Source organism: Streptomyces sp. NPDC003379 (assembly GCF_053589195.1).
Window position 1 is genome coordinate 14,072 of the sequence record NZ_JBSFRK010000006.1, and the last position, 16,552, is coordinate 30,623.

16 protein-coding genes are annotated in these 16,552 nt (G+C 70.5%); 7 read left to right on the forward strand and 9 right to left on the reverse strand.

Going from position 1 to position 16,552, the window contains the following annotated elements; translation table 11 throughout:
* Positions 1-80: 80 nt before the first annotated feature.
* Positions 81-2,714 carry a hypothetical protein gene (locus tag ACWDVB_RS07430; protein ID WP_451515736.1) on the reverse strand — a complete coding sequence of 878 codons (2,634 nt, stop codon included), beginning with the start codon at positions 2,712-2,714 and terminating at the stop codon, positions 81-83.
* 173 nt (positions 2,715-2,887) lie between these two features.
* On the opposite strand from ACWDVB_RS07430, the gene ACWDVB_RS07435 reads away from it, so the two are divergent.
* From ACWDVB_RS07435 to ACWDVB_RS07460, 6 genes are all read left to right on the forward strand, one after another.
* On the forward strand, positions 2,888-3,445 hold the full coding sequence (locus ACWDVB_RS07435) for a hypothetical protein (RefSeq protein ID WP_451515737.1): 558 nt from the start codon (positions 2,888-2,890) through the stop codon (positions 3,443-3,445).
* A 91-nt stretch (positions 3,446-3,536) separates the two neighbouring features.
* The gene (locus tag ACWDVB_RS07440) at positions 3,537-4,376 is read left to right on the forward strand and encodes a DUF4097 family beta strand repeat-containing protein (RefSeq protein WP_451515738.1); all 840 of its coding nucleotides are present in this window, start codon (positions 3,537-3,539) and stop codon (positions 4,374-4,376) included.
* A gap of 64 nt (positions 4,377-4,440) precedes the next feature.
* Positions 4,441-5,442 carry an ATP-binding cassette domain-containing protein gene (locus ACWDVB_RS07445; protein ID WP_451515739.1) on the forward strand — a complete coding sequence of 334 codons (1,002 nt, stop codon included), beginning with the start codon at positions 4,441-4,443 and terminating at the stop codon, positions 5,440-5,442.
* The gene (locus ACWDVB_RS07450; RefSeq protein ID WP_451515740.1) at positions 5,439-6,230 is read left to right on the forward strand and encodes an ABC transporter permease; all 792 of its coding nucleotides are present in this window, start codon (positions 5,439-5,441) and stop codon (positions 6,228-6,230) included. Before ACWDVB_RS07445 ends, ACWDVB_RS07450 begins: the two co-directional genes overlap by 4 nt.
* 246 nt (positions 6,231-6,476) lie before the next feature.
* Positions 6,477-8,069, forward strand: coding sequence for an acyl-CoA carboxylase subunit beta (locus ACWDVB_RS07455; RefSeq protein WP_451515741.1), 1,593 nt, complete (start codon positions 6,477-6,479; stop codon positions 8,067-8,069).
* A 50-nt stretch (positions 8,070-8,119) separates the two neighbouring features.
* Positions 8,120-8,311 carry an acyl-CoA carboxylase subunit epsilon gene (locus ACWDVB_RS07460; protein WP_451515742.1) on the forward strand — a complete coding sequence of 64 codons (192 nt, stop codon included), beginning with the start codon at positions 8,120-8,122 and terminating at the stop codon, positions 8,309-8,311.
* 61 nt (positions 8,312-8,372) lie between these two features.
* Here ACWDVB_RS07460 and ACWDVB_RS07465 read toward each other — a convergent pair whose 3' ends face one another.
* Positions 8,373-9,260: a LysR family transcriptional regulator gene (locus ACWDVB_RS07465; RefSeq protein ID WP_451515743.1), complete on the reverse strand. Its 888-nt coding sequence runs from the start codon at positions 9,258-9,260 to the stop codon at positions 8,373-8,375.
* Positions 9,261-9,386: 126 nt separating this feature from the next.
* Between ACWDVB_RS07465 and ACWDVB_RS07470 the strand changes: the two genes are divergently transcribed.
* Positions 9,387-9,776 carry a tautomerase family protein gene (locus ACWDVB_RS07470; protein ID WP_451515744.1) on the forward strand — a complete coding sequence of 130 codons (390 nt, stop codon included), beginning with the start codon at positions 9,387-9,389 and terminating at the stop codon, positions 9,774-9,776.
* 27 nt (positions 9,777-9,803) lie between these two features.
* Here ACWDVB_RS07470 and ACWDVB_RS07475 read toward each other — a convergent pair whose 3' ends face one another.
* From ACWDVB_RS07475 to ACWDVB_RS07505, 7 genes are all read right to left on the reverse strand, one after another.
* The gene (locus ACWDVB_RS07475; RefSeq protein WP_030361923.1) at positions 9,804-10,388 is read right to left on the reverse strand and encodes a GTP-binding protein; all 585 of its coding nucleotides are present in this window, start codon (positions 10,386-10,388) and stop codon (positions 9,804-9,806) included.
* Positions 10,369-10,959: a DUF742 domain-containing protein gene (locus tag ACWDVB_RS07480; RefSeq protein WP_451515745.1), complete on the reverse strand. Its 591-nt coding sequence runs from the start codon at positions 10,957-10,959 to the stop codon at positions 10,369-10,371. Before ACWDVB_RS07480 ends, ACWDVB_RS07475 begins: the two co-directional genes overlap by 20 nt.
* A gap of 95 nt (positions 10,960-11,054) precedes the next feature.
* The gene (locus tag ACWDVB_RS07485) at positions 11,055-11,468 is read right to left on the reverse strand and encodes a roadblock/LC7 domain-containing protein (protein WP_062779227.1); all 414 of its coding nucleotides are present in this window, start codon (positions 11,466-11,468) and stop codon (positions 11,055-11,057) included.
* Between the two features lie 10 nt (positions 11,469-11,478).
* Entirely contained in the window at positions 11,479-14,682 is a 3,204-nt protein-coding gene (locus ACWDVB_RS07490; RefSeq protein ID WP_451515746.1) for a nitrate- and nitrite sensing domain-containing protein, read from the reverse strand.
* Between the two features lie 339 nt (positions 14,683-15,021).
* On the reverse strand, positions 15,022-15,606 hold the full coding sequence (locus tag ACWDVB_RS07495) for a GTP-binding protein (RefSeq protein WP_451515747.1): 585 nt from the start codon (positions 15,604-15,606) through the stop codon (positions 15,022-15,024).
* Positions 15,587-15,988 carry a DUF742 domain-containing protein gene (locus ACWDVB_RS07500; protein WP_362998167.1) on the reverse strand — a complete coding sequence of 134 codons (402 nt, stop codon included), beginning with the start codon at positions 15,986-15,988 and terminating at the stop codon, positions 15,587-15,589. Before ACWDVB_RS07500 ends, ACWDVB_RS07495 begins: the two co-directional genes overlap by 20 nt.
* 144 nt (positions 15,989-16,132) lie before the next feature.
* On the reverse strand, positions 16,133-16,546 hold the full coding sequence (locus tag ACWDVB_RS07505) for a roadblock/LC7 domain-containing protein (protein WP_451515862.1): 414 nt from the start codon (positions 16,544-16,546) through the stop codon (positions 16,133-16,135).
* Positions 16,547-16,552: the final 6 nt, after the last annotated feature.

The following is a 16,552-nucleotide window of genomic DNA, read 5'->3' on the forward strand; positions in this document are numbered from 1 at the left end:
GACACCGTAACGCGCGGACGCCGGTCGCGGCAGGCGCGATCAGCTCGCGGGGGCCTCACGCTTGGGCTCGGCTCGCGCCGCTACTCGGCGTGTGTCGACAGGCTCCAGGCCCGCCGTATCCCGTCGATGAGCGGTCTCGCGCTGTACGGCGACACGGCCAGTTCGAGCCGGGCCTCCGCGAGCAGCTCGGGATCGCCGTCCGGTGCCCGCCCGGCCGCCTCCGTCCTGCGGCGGCCGAACCCGTCGCTGCCGAAGATGTCGAGGAGGGTGAGGGAGAAGTAGGCGTAGGTGGCCGCCTCGTCGATGAGCGGCTCCGCCTCGCCGGGCGGCCCCTCGCCCCGGACGTCGGACAGCCACCGCTCCCGCACCGCGTGGACGGCGAAGTACTCCAGGGCCTGTCGCAGCTCGGGCTCCCGGTAGGCGCCGGTCCGCAGATGCCCCGCCAGGGTGCGGAAGGAGCCGAGGATCACGCTGGTGTCCGGGGTCCACTGCTGCTTGGCGAGGAGGGTGCGGAACCCGGAGAGGGTCTCGCCCAGCTCCTCCAGGACCATCGCCCGTGAGATGTCGGCGAGTTCGAAGTGCTGGGTCGCCTCCTGGATCTCCAGGAGCCGCCGCCCGTACCGGATCAGATCCCGGGGCAGACCACCGGAGAGCGCGTGCGCGAGCAGGATGTACGGATCGGAGATGCCGGGCGCCCGCTTCCGCAGGATCGCCGCCGACTCCGCGAGGACACCCGGCTGTACGTGGACGACCTCGTCCAGCGAGCTGTCCGTGACGTCCCGGTGCGGCAGCCCGCGCCGCACGAACGCGGCACCGACGTCCTCGGCGACCGAGATCAGATAGTGCACGCGCGGCACCCCGAGGATCGCCTTGATCTCCCCGAGGAAGGCGAGCGCCTGCACGTCGGTGCCGAGCCGGTCCACCTCGTCGACGGCGATGATGACGCGCCGCTCGTCGTTGTGCATCGTGCGGGCGATGTGCTTGAGCAGCGTACGGAAGTCCTGGACCAGCGCGGGGTAGTTGGGCGGGACCGTGGACAGGGACGTGGAGTGGGAGGTGCCCAGCGTCAGGAGCTGGCTGGCCCCCGTGTTCATGACGGCCGTGGACGTCTGCACGGTCTGCAACCGGTAGAGGTGGTTGCGGCAGGCGGCGACCAGCCTCGGCTCGGGCCGGAAGAGGTGCGGGGGTCTGCGCCTGAGCTGGTCGAGCGCCAGACCGGTGATCCACAGACACATGCGGGCCGGGTTCTCGGAGTCCGTGAAGACCGGGCGGGTCACGTCGAGCCAGAGCAGCATGCCGAGGAGGGCGTACGGGTACAGGCGGCGGGCGCCGAGCAGGACCGGGTGGCTCCACCGGGTGCCTATCGGCCAGACCAGCGCCGACAGCAGCAGGAGCAGGAAGATCAGGTCGTTGGCGAGCAGCGCCTCCAGGTGCCGCCGCACATCGGGGTCGAAGGCGAGCGAGACGAAGGGCCCGTAGATCAGAGCGGCGATGAGGCCGCGGTACAGCGACTGCCCCGCCCGTAACAGCACGGGAGGCATCACCGTGTTCCGGCGCAGCGCCCAGACGAGCATGCCGGCGCAGGCCAGGACCAGGCCCGCGCCCGCCGCGTCGCCTTGCCACACGTCGCGCGCGAGCCCGGTGACCTGATCGGCGTGCCCGGCGAACCACTCCCGCGCCCGCGGTGCGTACGTGGCCTCCAGGGACCGCACCGTCGCGAACAGCCCGAGCGTGATCAGCCCGCCCGCGAGCCCGGCGAACCCCAGCCACCGCGCGAGCCGCTTCAGCGCGGGGACGAAGCGGCGCACGGCGCGGTTGAAGTGGGGGAGCCGCACGAACTGCGGCGCGGAGTAGCCGGCCTGCCAGATGTACTCCTCACAGACCCGTATGAAGAGGGAGGTCAGGAAGTCGTGGGGGGTGTACGTCGCCGGGGCGTGCGCGGAGACGAAGAAGTCCCCCTCCTCGACGCAGTTCTCCAGGAGCGTGGTCTTCCCCGCCCCGCGCGGACCGCTGACGGCGATCGTCCCGCCGTCCATCTGCGCGAGCTTCCGCTTCAGGCGCCGGGCGGCGTCGCTCTCGACGAGATACCTGCGACCGCCCGAGGAGCGCAGCCCCTGCTGGCTCTCGGGCAGCAGCAGCGAGTCGAGGTCGTCACCGAGCAACTCGTCGACGACGGCGCGCACTTCGCGCGCCAGGCCGTGCAGTCGCATGTCCAGGGACCAGAGGTGGCCCTTCTGGCACAGCGGCAGCCACAGCGCCCCGGCGACCAGCCCGAGCAGGCCCGTCCACACCCAGCGCCACAGCTGCTTCCGGGCGACGCGGTGCCGCAGGGAGAAGGCCAGGGCGGCCGCACACGCGAGGAGCGGCACCGCCAGGCCGTAGCGGAAGGGGACGCCGCGCAGCCACGCGACGGCGGCGACGGCGGCGAACACGTAGGCGCAGCCGGCGCGTCCATTCGGGCGCGTCTGCGCGGACGATGCCTCGAACCGCTCCTCGGCCAGACGGTACCGGCGCGAGGCCGCGCGGTAGGCGCGGTGCTGCGGCGCGAACGCCCGCAGGACCCGGGAGACGTTCTCCTCCGCGCACATGACGTCGACCACGGTGTCCGCGGTGACTCCGGGCCGCGCTTCCAGCCGTTTGGCCAGACCGGGTCTCTCCAGGCAGGCGAGGACGGCCTCCCGGTATATCTCCTCTTCCGCGCCGCTCTCCCACACGACGGCAGCATAGCCATGCCGGTGTGGGCATGGCGCCACTTCGGTGCCACCTCGGAGCCAACTTTCCTTGCACCCCACCTGACCTGCGGAAAGAGGTGGCTGTGATCGCTCCAGTCGCGGTAATGGCACCGTCGGCGCTTGCCATGGCGCCACGTTGGTGCCACGATGGCGTCATGAACCTCACGCAGTACGTCGACCAGCTCCGGCAGGAGCTCGCGGTCGCCGCCGAAGCCGGTGGCGACGACGCCCGCGCCCTGGCCGAGCGCCTCACCGCCCCCCTTGAGTCGGCCGCCCGGCTCACGCTGCTGAACGCCCTGTCGGCCGCAGCGGAGGAGATCACCAGCGATCTCGCGCCGGGCTCGGTCGACGTGCGGCTGCGCGGCCTCGACCCCGAGTTCGTGGTGACGCCCCCGCCGGCGGCGGAACCGTTCGACGCCCAGGCGGAGTACCTGGCCCTCATGGCGTCGAAGCCGGCGCCGCCCGCCGCGCCCCCGGCCCCGGCCTCGGACGTCCCGGACGACGGCAGTACGGCCCGCATCAACCTCCGCCTGCCGGCCCACGTCAAGGCCCGCGTGGAGGAGGCCGCGAGCCGCGACGGCCTCTCGGTCAACGCCTGGCTCGTCCGGGCGGTCTCCGCCGCCCTGGACCAGCCGGACAGCAAGCCGGGTGGGTCCGCCGGCCACCGTGGCGGCCCGGCCTTCGGCAACGGCTACACGGGCTGGGTGCGCTGACCTTCCCTCGGAGCGCCTCAGCCAGAACGCGACCGCAACGTACCGACACCGAGCCCTCCAGGGCTCGTCGAGCCACTAGGACGGCACAGCCATGCCTGCTTTCGACACGCCCAAGCCCATCACCGCCACCGTCTCCTTCGACGCCGGAACGCTCCGCGTCAACGCGGGGGACGGCACCGAGACGGTCGTCGACGTACGACCCGGCAGCGCGACCCGGGACGCGGACATCAAGGCCGCCGAACGCACCCGGGTCGAGTTCGCGAACGGCACGCTCCTGGTCAAGGGGCCCAAGGACCGTTCCCCGTTCAGCAAGGGCTCGTCGATCGACGTGGAGATCACGCTGCCGGCCGGCTCCGGGATGCGGACCAACACCGGGTTGGTGCACTTCTCGGCGCGGGGCAGGCTCGGTGACTGCGAGGTCAAGACGTCCGCGGGTGACGTCCAGGTCGAGCAGGCGGCCGACGTCCAGCTGACCACGGGGTACGGAGATGTCTCCGTGGGCCGCGTGACCGGCCCGGCCCGTGTCACCACCGCCTCCGGCGAGATCCGGCTCGGCGAGGTCACGGGCACGGTGACGACCAAGAACTCCAACGGCGTGACCAGCCTCGGGGAGATCGGGGGCGACCTCACCGTGAAGGCGTCGAACGGCTCCGTCACCATCGACCGCGCGACGGCGGACGTCACGGTCAGGTCCGCCAACGGCGCCATCCGCGTGGGCGAGCTGGTGCGCGGCACCGCGGTGCTGGAAACGGCCGCGGGCCGGCTGGAGATCGGCATCCGCGAGGGCACGGCGGCCTGGCTGGACGTACGGACACGCGCGGGCGCGGTAAGCCAGCCCCTGGACGAATCCGAGCCGCCGACCGACCCGGCGGACACGCTGAAGCTGCGGGCCCGCACAGGAATGGGTGACATCACCCTCCACCGAGCCTGACCCCCTCCCTTCCATCCCAGCCACCCCAGCCTTCGACCTGGAGGGCCCCATGCCTTCATCTGTCATGCCCACGTCCATTCACGCCAACGGCCAGGAGCCGCCCGCCGCCGTCTCCGCTGTCGGTCTGCGTATGTCCTACGGCGACAAGGCCGTACTCGACGGCATAGACCTTCGTATCCCGGCAGGCACCGTCTTCGCGCTGCTCGGGCCGAACGGGGCCGGCAAGACGACCGTCGTGAAGATCCTCTCCACCCTGATCACCGCCGACGCCGGCGATCTGCGCGTCGGCGGCCACGATCCGGCCACCGATCCGCAGGCGGTGCGGGCCGCGATCGGTGTCACCGGGCAGTTCTCCGCCGTCGACGGGCTGATCACCGGCGAGGAGAACATGCTCCTCATGGCGGATCTGCATCACCTGTCCAAGCGCGAGGGGCGCCGGGTCACCGCCGAACTCCTGGAGCGCTTCGACCTGGTGGAGGCCGCGAAGAAGCCCGCGTCCACCTACTCCGGCGGCATGAAGCGCCGCCTGGACATCGCCATGACCCTGGTCGGCAACCCCCGCATCATCTTCCTCGACGAACCCACCACCGGCCTGGACCCCCGCTCCCGCCACAACATGTGGGGCATCATCCGCGAACTGGTCACCGGCGGCGTCACCGTCTTCCTCACCACCCAGTACCTGGAGGAGGCCGACGAACTCGCCGACCGCATCGCCGTCCTCAACGACGGCAAGATCGCCGCCGAGGGGAGCGCGGAGGAGCTGAAGCGGCTCATCCCCGGCGGACACGTGCGGCTCCGCTTCACCGACCCGGCCGCCTACCAGGGCGCCGCCACCGCCTTGCGCGAGGTCACGAGGGACGACGAGACCCTCGCCCTCCAGATCCCCAGCGACGGCAGTCAGCGCGAGCTGCGCTCCATCCTCGACCGGCTCGACTCCGCCGGCATCGAGGCGGACGAGCTGACCGTGCACACCCCCGACCTCGACGACGTCTTCTTCGCGCTCACCAGCAGCAGCACCAGCACCAGCAATGCGAGCACCAACGTCCCCAAGGAGACCGTCCGATGAGCTCCCTCACCCTCGCCGTCCGCGACGCGAACATCATGCTGCGCCGCAACCTCCTGCACGCGCGCCGCTACCCTTCCCTCACCCTGAACCTCCTGCTCACGCCGATCATGATGCTGCTGCTCTTCGTCTACATCTTCGGCGACGCCATGAGCGCGGGCATCGGCACCGGCGGCGCGGATCGCTCCGCGTACATCGCCTACGTCGTACCCGGCATCCTGCTGATGACCATCGGCGGCACCGTGGTCGGCACCGCCGTCTCCGTCTCCAACGACATGACCGAAGGCATCATCGCCCGCTTCCGCACGATGGCCATCCACCGCGGATCCGTACTGATCGGGCACGTCGTCGGCAGCGTCCTTCAGGCGATCGCCAGCGTGGTCCTCGTGGGCGCCGTCGGCGTGGCCATCGGCTTCCGCTCCACCGACGCCACCGCCCTGGAGTGGCTGGCCGCGTTCGCACTGCTCGTACTCTTCGCCCTGGCACTCACCTGGGTCGCCGTCGGCATGGGCCTCATCAGCCCGAACGCCGAGGCCGCCAGCAACAACGCACTGCCCATGGTCCTGCTGCCGCTGCTCTCCAGTGCCTTCATCCCGGTCGACTCCATGCCCGGCTGGTTCCAGCCGATCGCCGAGTACCAGCCCTTCACCCCCGCCATCGAAACCCTGCGCGGCCTGCTCCTGGGCAGCGAGATCGGCCACAACGGATGGCTCGCCGCCGCCTGGTGCCTGGGCCTGACCGTCCTCGGCTACTACTGGTCGACCTCCAAGTTCAACCGCGACCCGAAGTAGCCCGCCATGACAGGGTGCGCGCACCGCCGCTGTGAGGCGTCTCTCAACAGACCGGCCGACCGTTAGGCTGCCCCCGAGGCCGCCTCCGAGACGGTGTTTTGTAGGAACCCCACAGAGGGCGCGGGTCTGAGCAGTCACTTGTTCAGTAACCCCGCCCTCTTCTGTCCGGGGGTGCCAGGAAAACGGCCCGGAGACTGTACAGAGTCGACGGTCCGTTTCCCCAGGGACGCTCCGTAAGGTCGCTACATGACCGTTTTGGACGAGACCGCCTCCCCCGGGGGCGAGCCCACCGACGCGCGTGGGCGCGTGGCCGAACTGCACGAGATCCGTGCGGAGGCGCTGCGCGGGCCCAGCGAGAAGGCGACCGAGGCGCAGCACGCCAAGGGCAAGCTGACCGCACGCGAGCGGATCGAACTGCTCCTCGACCCGGGCTCGTTCAATGAGGTCGAGCAGTTGCGCCGGCACCGGGCGACCGGTTTCGGCCTGGAGGCCAAGAAGCCGTACACCGACGGTGTCATCACCGGCTGGGGCACGGTCGAGGGCCGTACGGTCTTCGTCTACGCGCACGACTTCCGGATCTTCGGCGGCGCGCTCGGCGAGGCGCACGCCACGAAGATCCACAAGATCATGGACATGGCCATAGCGGCCGGTGCCCCGCTGGTCTCCCTCAATGACGGCGCCGGTGCCCGTATCCAGGAGGGCGTCTCCGCCCTCGCCGGATACGGCGGGATCTTCCAGCGCAACACCAAAGCCTCCGGTGTCATCCCGCAGATCAGCGTGATGCTGGGCCCGTGCGCGGGCGGCGCCGCCTACAGTCCGGCGCTCACCGACTTCGTCTTCATGGTCCGCGAGACCTCGCAGATGTTCATCACCGGGCCGGACGTGGTCCGCGCGGTGACCGGCGAGGAGATCACCCAGAACGGCCTGGGCGGCGCCGACGTGCACGCCGAGACGTCGGGCGTCGCGCACTTCGCGTACGACGACGAGGAGACCTGCCTCGCCGAGGTCCGCTACCTCATCGCGATGCTGCCGTCGAACAACCGCGAGAACCCCCCGGCGCACGAGTCCGACGACCCGGCCGACCGACGCTCCGACGTGCTGCTCGACCTGGTCCCGGCGGACGGCAACCGCCCGTACGACATGACCAAGGTCATCGAGGAGCTCGTCGACGAGGGCGACTACCTGGAGGTCCACGAGCGGTGGGCGCGGAACATCATCTGCGCCCTGGCCCGCCTGGACGGCAAGGTCGTCGGCATCGTCGCCAACCAGCCGCAGTCCCTGGCGGGCGTCCTGGACATCGAGGCCTCCGAGAAGGCGGCCCGCTTCGTCCAGATGTGCGACGCCTTCAACATCCCGATCGTCACCCTTCTGGACGTCCCCGGCTTCCTGCCCGGCGTCGACCAGGAGCACGGTGGGATCATCCGCCACGGCGCGAAACTCCTCTACGCCTACTGCAACGCGACCGTGCCCCGCATCTCCCTGATCCTGCGCAAGGCCTACGGAGGCGCGTACATCGTCATGGACAGCCAGTCCATCGGCGCCGACCTGACCTACGCCTGGCCGACCAACGAGATCGCGGTGATGGGCGCCGAGGGCGCGGCCAACGTCATCTTCCGCCGCCAGATCGCCGCCGCCGAAGACCCCGAAGCCATGCGCGCCCGCATGGTCAAGGAGTACAAGGCCGAGCTGATGCACCCGTACTACGCCGCCGAACGCGGCCTGGTCGACGACGTCATCGACCCCGCCGAGACCCGCGAGATCCTCATCAACTCCCTCGCGATGCTCAGCAACAAGCACGCCGACCTGCCCTCGCGCAAGCACGGCAACCCTCCGCAGTAGCGGCAACCACCGCGTCCGCGCCGCAGTAGCCCACAAGGAGAACGCTGCAGATGACACCCCCCGACATTCGCGTCGAGAAGGGCCACGCCGAGCCCGAGGAAGTCGCGGCCATCACCGCGATCCTGCTGGCCCGTGCCGCCGCCCGGCCCACCGCCCCGGTCCGCCGCGGCCGTGACAAGGCCGGCTGGCGCCGCCTGGAGCGCACCCCGGGCTTCCGCGCCCCGCACAGCTGGCAGGGCTGACACACCGCACCGCCCTGAGGCCCCGCCTTCCCCGCGTCGGGAAGGCGGGGCCTCACGCGTCTCAGGGCGGCGCCGGAACGTTCGTACGCGCCAGATGGTCCGCGGCCGACTCCGCCAGGGCCCGTACCGCCGGATGCCAGGGGCGGGCGCGCGGGCCGCTCAGGACCAGGCGGCGCGCGGCCCGGGGTGTCACCGGCAGCAGGACCAGGTCGGGCGGGACCAGGGAGCGGGAGACCTCGGACAGGACGGTCACGCCGATGCCGGCCTGCACCATGCTGATCAGGGTGGCCAGGTCCCGTACCCGGTGAGCGGGGGCCATGCGCGCCCCGGCCAGGCGGTGCAGCTCGCGGACCCGCGACTCACAGCCACCCGGCGAGATCAGGAACGCGTCGTCCTCCAGCTCACGGACGTCGACGAGCGCCTCGCCCGCGAGCGGGTGGTCGCGGGGGAGCAGCGCGCGGTAGCCGTCCAGGGCGAGCCGGACGCCGGGGCCCGGCGGCGGGTCGATCAGGACGGCGGCGTCGGCCGTGCCGTTCTCCAGCCACTGAGCGACCTCGGCGCTGTCGCCCTCGAAGACCCGCACGGTGATCCGCGGCTGGTCCTCGCGCCAGTGCCGCAGCAGACCGGGCACCAGGCCCCGGCAGACCGTGGGGGTCGAGGCGAGCCGCACGGTGCCCGTCATGGCCCCGGCGGCGTCGGCCGCCACCTCCTCCAGCGACCGGACCGCCGACAGCGCGGTACGGGCGTACGGCAGGAGCCGCTCGCCGAGCACGGTGGGCCGCACCGGGGGCGACCGGATCAACAGCGGGGCGGCCAGTTCGCGTTCGAGGGAGGCCACGGCGTGCGACACCGCGGACTGGCTCATGCGGAGATCGGCGGCGGCCGCGCTGAAACCGCCCGCGTCCACGACGGCGAGAAAGGCCCTGAGCTGCGGGAAGTTCACGGTCATGCGGCCGCCTCATACGTCTATGACAGCTATGCGTTGGATCAATGACGCGGGCCGGGGCGAGGCTTGCCCCGAGCAAGCGACAGCACACGCACCGAGCAAGCGTCAGCGCACGCACCGAGGAGAGCCATGCCGCACATCAGGGCCACCGTCACCGACCCCGCCCTGCCCGCCGACGTCCGGCGCGCCCTCGCCGAGGGCCTGACCGGCCTGGCGGTCTCGGCCCTCGGCAAGTCGAGCGCGCGCACCATCGTGCACCTCGACCTGGTTCCGGCCGACCGCTACCACGTCGGCGGCAAGCCCCTGACCGACGCCGCCCGCGACGCGCACCTGGAGGTCAGCATCACCGCGGGCACCAGCAGCGCCGCACAGAAGGCGGCCTTCATCACCGGAGCCGCCGCGCTCCTGACGGACCTCCTGGGACCGCTCGCCCGCGGCGGCGTCGCCCTGCACGAACTGCACGCCGAGAGCTACGGCTACCAGGGCGTGACCCAGTTCGACCACTACAGCCGGAACTGACGGAGACGGGCGAGAAAAAGGTGGACGCTAACGGAGCCGCGCCATCAGGGCGTGCTCGACCAGCGTGATCAGCGCGCTCTTCGCGTCCGCGCGGTGTCGTGCGTCGGTGGTGATGATCGGGGTGTCCGGGCCGATCTGGAGCGCCTCGCGGACCTCGTCGGGCGTGTAGGGCTGGTGGCCGTCGAAGCCGTTGAGGGCGATGACGAACGGCAGCCCGGAGTTCTCGAAGTAGTCGACGGCGGGGAAGCAGTCGGCGAGCCGCCTCGTGTCGACCAGGACGACCGCGCCGATGGCGCCACGGACCAAGTCGTCCCACATGAACCAGAAGCGGTCCTGACCGGGCGTACCGAAGAGGTACAGGATCAGGTCCTGGTCCAGGGTGATGCGACCGAAGTCCATGGCCACCGTCGTGGTGGTCTTGTCTCCGGTGTGGGTGAGGTCGTCGATGCCCGCGGACGCGGACGTCATGACGGCCTCGGTGCGCAGCGGGTTGATCTCAGAGACCGCCCCGACGAACGTGGTCTTGCCCACGCCGAAGCCGCCCGCCACCACGATTTTCGCGCTGGTGGTGGAGCGGGCTGTTGCTCCTCCGCTAGAGCTTGCGAAGTCCACTGAGCACCCTTTCGAGCAGTGTCACGTCTGGCTGGCCGCCGGCGGACTCGTCGCCGCCGGGCTGGTGGATGGCGACAAGTCCGGCCTCCGCCAGGTCGGCTACGAGGATTCGGGCGACGCCGAGGGGGATGGTGAGCAGTGCCGAGATCTCAGCGACTGACTTGATCTCGCGGCACAGATTGCAGATCCGCTGATGCTCGGGCAACTGGCCCTGCAACTGGTGCGGTTGTGCGGTGGTGTGCACCAGCGCCTCGATGGCGAGCTGGTAGCGCGGCCTGGTGCGGCCGCCCGTCATGGCGTAAGGGCGCACCAGGGGGTTGCTCGCCGACCCGGCGGGCGCCGGTTCGGGGGCGCGCCGCTGGGGCTGCACGGGCTGGATACGGGGCGCGTGCGCCGGCGTGCCCTGGTCGTACGGGCGCGGGCCCGGCTGCTGGGGCTGCGCGTACGGCTGGCGCCGGTGGCTCGGCGCGGAGGGGAAGTTGTACCTGTTCGGGCCGCCGTCGTGCTGACCACCCTGGCCATGGCCAGGGGACCAGTTCGCCGATGACGAACCGTCTGGGGGTGTTGCCACGTTTCTTCCTCCTCCGACTGTGCCGGGCACCATCACTGTGGAGCCGCGTCCCGAAACCTTACGGGCACGGGACGCGAAAACGCACCGTCTGTCTGTTAGTTGAGAAGGCTCCCCTGGAGCTCCGCGCGCAGGTCCGGCGTGAGGACGGTGCCCGCGCGATCGACAAGAAGTGCCATTTCGTACCCGACGAGGCCGATGTCCGCATCCGGGTGGGCGAGAACGGCGAGTGAGGAACCGTCGGAAATGGACATGATGAAGAGAAATCCTCGCTCCATCTCCACAACGGTCTGGGTCACCGCACCGCCCTCGAAGATCCGGGAGGCCCCGGCGGTGAGGGAGGTCAGCCCGGATGCGACGGCCGCGAGCTGATCGGCGCGGTCGCGGGGGAAGCCTTCGGACATCGCCAGAAGGAGTCCGTCGGCGGAGACCACCACTGTGTGGGACACCCCTGGGGTGTTGTCCACGAAGTTGGTGATCAACCAGTTCAGGTTCTGTGCCGCCTGGCTCATCGGGCTCACACTAACGCTCCTGGTTGTAGGTGCTATCAGGGCTGAAGCCCTGGCCATTCGTGTCACTGCTGGAGTTGCGGCCCCGCTGGACGCCACGGCGCAGATTGCTCAGCCTGCCCCGTACTTCCTCGGGGTCGCGGGAGACCTGGGGGCCGCCCTGTGGGGTCTGTTCCGCGGTGCCCTCGACCAGATTGGCCTTGGGCACCCGCCGGGGGAGCCCGGACGAGGTGACCCCGCCCGCCTTCGGCTCCTTCAGGCGCTCGGCCCGCTGCCAGCGCTCGTCGTTGGACGAACGCCAGTCGTCGGGGCCGTTCTGGCCGCCTTCGTCGCCCTGGCCCTGGTTCCCGGCGGGAGCGTTGCCGTTGCCGGTCCCGTTCGGGCCCGTGGAGCCCCGGCGGGGGAGACCCGCGTCGGTCATCTCGTGGACGACGGACGGTGCCGGTCCCGGCCGGTCGAAGCCTACGTGCTCGGCGCCGGCCGCGGGGCCCTGTGCGGATTCCGCTTCCTGGCCGTACTCGGGCTGGTAGCCGTCACCGTTGGGCCAGTCGTCCTGGCGGGACCGCTCCGGATACGAGAGCTGGGGGTCCTGGTAGCCGTCCTGCGCCGGGTAGTACTGCTCGTCGTACGCGGGAGCCCGGGCCTGAGCCTGCTGCTCGTTGCCGTAACCGCCCTCGGCGTACTGACCGTTGGCGTGCTGGTCATGGGCGTACTGGTCGGTGGCGTACTGCTCACCGGCGTACTGCTCGTTCCCGTACGCGTTCTGGCCCTGGTCGTACGCGGTCTGCTCGTCGTACGCGGGGGCGTGCTGCTGCTCGTACGCACCTGGCTGCGGCTGCTCATAGGCACCCGGCTGCGGCTGCTGCGGCTGCTGCGGCTCGACCTCGTCGCGGAAGAGCGGGCGGTTGCCGCCCGGCTGCTGGGCCTGCGCCTCAAGGGCGGCCCGGCGCTCCTCACGCATCAGCGAGCGGCCGACGGGGTCGAGCCCGGGTCCCTCGGCGCCGTCGCCGTGGTAGCGGCTGTCGTCGAAGCCCAGCTCCGCGGCCGTGCGCAGCGGCTCGGGCTCCAGGACCTGCTGCTCCGGGATGATCGAGGAGACGGTGAACTCGGAGTCCGCCGCCTGCTGTTCGCCACCGCCGCCGTGCGTGATCCCGTCCGGCAGCATGACCAGCGAGGTCGTGCCCGCCTGCTCGCCCGAGGGGCGCAGCTGGACGCGGATGCCGTGCCGGTCGGAGAGCCGGCCGACCACGAACAGGCCCATGCGCTGGGATATCGCCGCGTCGACGGTCGGCGGGTTGGCCAGCTTGTGGTTGATGTCCGCGAAGTCCTCGGCGGTGAGGCCGATGCCCTTGTCGTGGATCTCGACCATGATGCGGCCGTCGGGGAGCCGCGTCGCGGTGACGCGGACCTTGGTCTGCGGGGAGGAGAACGAGGTCGCGTTCTCCAGGAGCTCGGCGAGCAGGTGCACGAGGTCGGTCACGGCCAGGCCGTGGATCTCGGCCTCCGGCACGCCGGACAGCTCGATGCGCTCGTACTGCTCCACCTCGGAGGAGGCGGCGCGGAGCACGTCGACCAGCGGGACCGGCTGGTCCCAGCGGCGGCCCGGCTCCTCGCCGGCGAGGACCAGGAGGTTCTCGCCGTTGCGGCGCATACGGGTCGCCAGGTGGTCCAGGCGGAAGAGGGACTCCAGCTGGTCCGGGTCGGCCTCGTTGTTCTCCAGGTCGGTGATGAGGGTCAGCTGGCCCTCGATCAGCGACTGGTTGCGCTGGGAGAGGTTGGTGAAGATCGCGTTGATGTTGCCGCGGAGCAGCGCCTGCTCGGCGGCGAGCCGCACGGCCTCGCGGTGCACCTGGTCGAAGGCGCGGGCGACCTCGCCGATCTCGTCCGTGGAGGTGATCGGGATGGGCTGTACGCGGGTGTCGACGCGGCCCGGGTCGGTGCGCGAGAGCTGGTCGACCAGCATCGGCAGGCGCTGCTCGGCGATGCCGAAGGCGGCGGTGCGCAGCTGGCGCATCGCGCGGGACATCTGGCGTGCCATCATCCCGGCCAGGATGAAGGCGGCGAGCAGCGCGACCACCACGATGGCGCCGGTGATGTACGCGTTGCGCTGCGCGGTGGCGGCGATGTCGGACGCCTCGTCCACGGCCTTGTCGGCGAGGTCCGACTCGATGGTGCGGTAGGCGTCGAACTTGGCGGTGGTGGTGGCCCACCAGGCCTGGCGCGTGATGCCCTTGCCGGCCAGCTCGACCCGCGCGCTCGGCTGCGTGCTCTCCAGGGTGGCGAGGGCGGCGACCATCTGCTCCTGGCTCGGCGCCGGTTTGGCCTGCTTCTCGGCGGCGGCCTTCAGCTCCTTCTTCGCCTCCTCCAGCTTGGCGACGTCCTCGGGGGTGCCGCCGCCGGTGTACTCCTCGATGGCGATGCGCTCCAGGTAGGCGTACGAGGAGAGCGAGGTGCGCTGGAGTGTGAGCGAGCCGGTGCCGGGGCCCGGCTTGACCAGCAGGTGCGTGCCGAGGGACCGCTGCAGCGAGAGCGCGGCCTTGGAGAGCGAGATCGCGTAGACGGTGCGGCCGTAGCTGGTGATGTTGCCGGTGCCCAGACCGAGTTCGTTGGCGAACTCCATCAGGGGGTGCTGGATGGCGACGTAGCCCTCTTCGGTCTTCGCGCCGCTGAGCTTGGTGGTGTACGCGTTCTGACGCAGCGGGGCGAGGTGGGGCTCGACCTTGTGGAAGGCGTCGAGACGACGGTTGAGGCCTTCCTTGTCCGGCATCTCCTGGGTGGCGGCCTTGAAGGTGGCCGCGGCCTTGTCGGTGGCCTTGCGGGCCTTGACCACGGCCGGGTCGTTGCGCTTGCCGTTCAGGAGAGGGACGGCGGAGATGTCGCGCTCTTCGATGAGGCGGTTGCCGTAGTCGAGGGAGGCCCGCACCAGGCGGGCGGTGTTCTCGGCGTCCTGGGCCTCGTTCCAGGTGTCGATGGAGCCCTTCACCTGGAAGCCGCCCATGACCAGGCCGACGAGCACGGGTATGAGGAGGATCGCGTTCAGTCTGGTCGGTACGCGCCAGTTGCGGGGGGACATCCGTCCACCGGAGGGCGCCGGGGGCTCACTGCCGGGGCCGGCGCTCACGTCAACGGGGGACGCCGCTGTGCGCGGCGGCGGGGTGAAGTTGCCCCGCGCGTCCCCGGTGGGGGGTGCCGCGGGGCTCGTCTTGCTTCGCCTCACTCGACCAACAACCTCTCGGCGGCGGCACTCACGTCGTGCCGCTGTCGTCTCCAAGGCCCGTGCTACTGGGCAGTTCAGCGCATTCCAGCACGTCAGGCGCCGCTCTTCCAAACAGTGGGAAGAGGAAGTTCCGAGTGGTGTAAGCCTCAGATAAATCGGTCATAAAGAGCGAGCCCCGCTAAAAGGCGGGGCTCTTGTGAGCACAGCGAGACCAGGCGACCGCGAGGCGTGGCGGTCACCTGGAAATTCTCTGTCGAAACGTTATGAACACGGCGCGCGCCCGTGTCATAGGACACAGGCCGCTCCGTATGGCCTACGACAACTGCCGTATACACCTGCCTACTTGAGTCGTGCCATAAGTGCGTGCTCGACCAGCGTGATCAAGCCACTCTTTGCGTCTGCACGGTGTCGCGCGTCGGTGGTGATGATCGGCGTGCCCGGACCGATCTGCAGCGCCTCGCGGACCTCGTCGGGCGTGTAGGGCTGGTGGCCGTCGAAGCCGTTGAGGGCGATGACGAACGGCAGCCCGGAGTTCTCGAAGTAGTCGACGGCGGGGAAGCAGTCGGCGAGCCGCCTCGTGTCGACCAGCACGACGGCGCCGATCGCACCGCGCACCAGGTCGTCCCACATGAACCAGAAGCGGTCCTGACCGGGCGTACCGAAGAGGTACAGGATCAGGTCCTGGTCCAGCGTGATGCGGCCGAAGTCCATGGCGACGGTGGTCGTCGTCTTGTCCCCGGTGTGGGTCAGGTCGTCGATGCCCGCGGACGCGGACGTCATGACGGCCTCGGTGCGCAGCGGGTTGATCTCCGAGACGGCCCCGACGAACGTGGTCTTGCCCACGCCGAAGCCGCCCGCCACCACGATCTTGGCGGAGGTGGTGGATCGGGCCGAGCCCGATTCACTAGAGCTGGCGAAGTCCACTGAGCACCCTTTCGAGCAGTGTCACGTCTGGCTGGCCGCCGGCGGACTCGTCGCCGCCGGGCTGATGGATGGCGACGAGCCCGGCCTCGGCCAGGTCCGCCACGAGGATCCGGGCCACACCGAGCGGCATCGACAGAAGGGCCGAGACCTCGGCCACCGACTTGACCTCACGGCACAGGTGGCAGATCCGCTGGTGCTCGGGGAGCAGCCCCATCAGCTGGGCCGGGTCGGCCGTGGTGCTCACCAGTGCCTCGATGGCGAGCTGGTAGCGGGGCCGGGTCCGGCCGCCGGTCATCGCATACGGACGCACCAGCGGCTGGTCGCCCTCCATTCCGTACGAGGCGTCGCCGTACGGGTTGTGAGAGGCGGTGGGCGGGGTCATGGATCCTCCGGGCGGGACAGCAGGTCATCTGCGTGTGCCGTCTGACAGAGCCGGTGGGGGCGAAAGGCGGCCGGACGGTTGGTCAGTACGTTCGGTCGGTGGGGCGGCCGAAGGGGCGAAAGCTTTCGAAGCCGGCTTCGGGAGCTAGTGCAGCAGGGTGCCCTGCAGCTCCGCGCGGAGGTCCGGGGTGAGGACGGCGCCCGCGCGGTCGACGAGCAGCGCCATCTCGTACCCGACGAGGCCGATGTCGCACTCGGGGTGCGCGAGCACGGCCAGGGACGAGCCGTCGGAGACCGACATGATGAAGAGGAACCCCCGCTCCATCTCCACCACGGTCTGGGTGACGGTGCCGCCCTCGAAGATCCGGGAGGCCCCGGCCGTGAGGGAGGTCAGCCCGGAGGCGACCGCGGCGAGCTGGTCGGCGCGGTCGCGCGGGAAGCCCTCGGACATGGCCAGAAGGAGGCCGTCGGCGGAGACCACGACCGTGTGGGACACCCCTGGGGTGTTGTCCACGAAGTTGGTGATCAACCAGTTCAGATTCTGTGCCGCCTGGCTCATCGGACT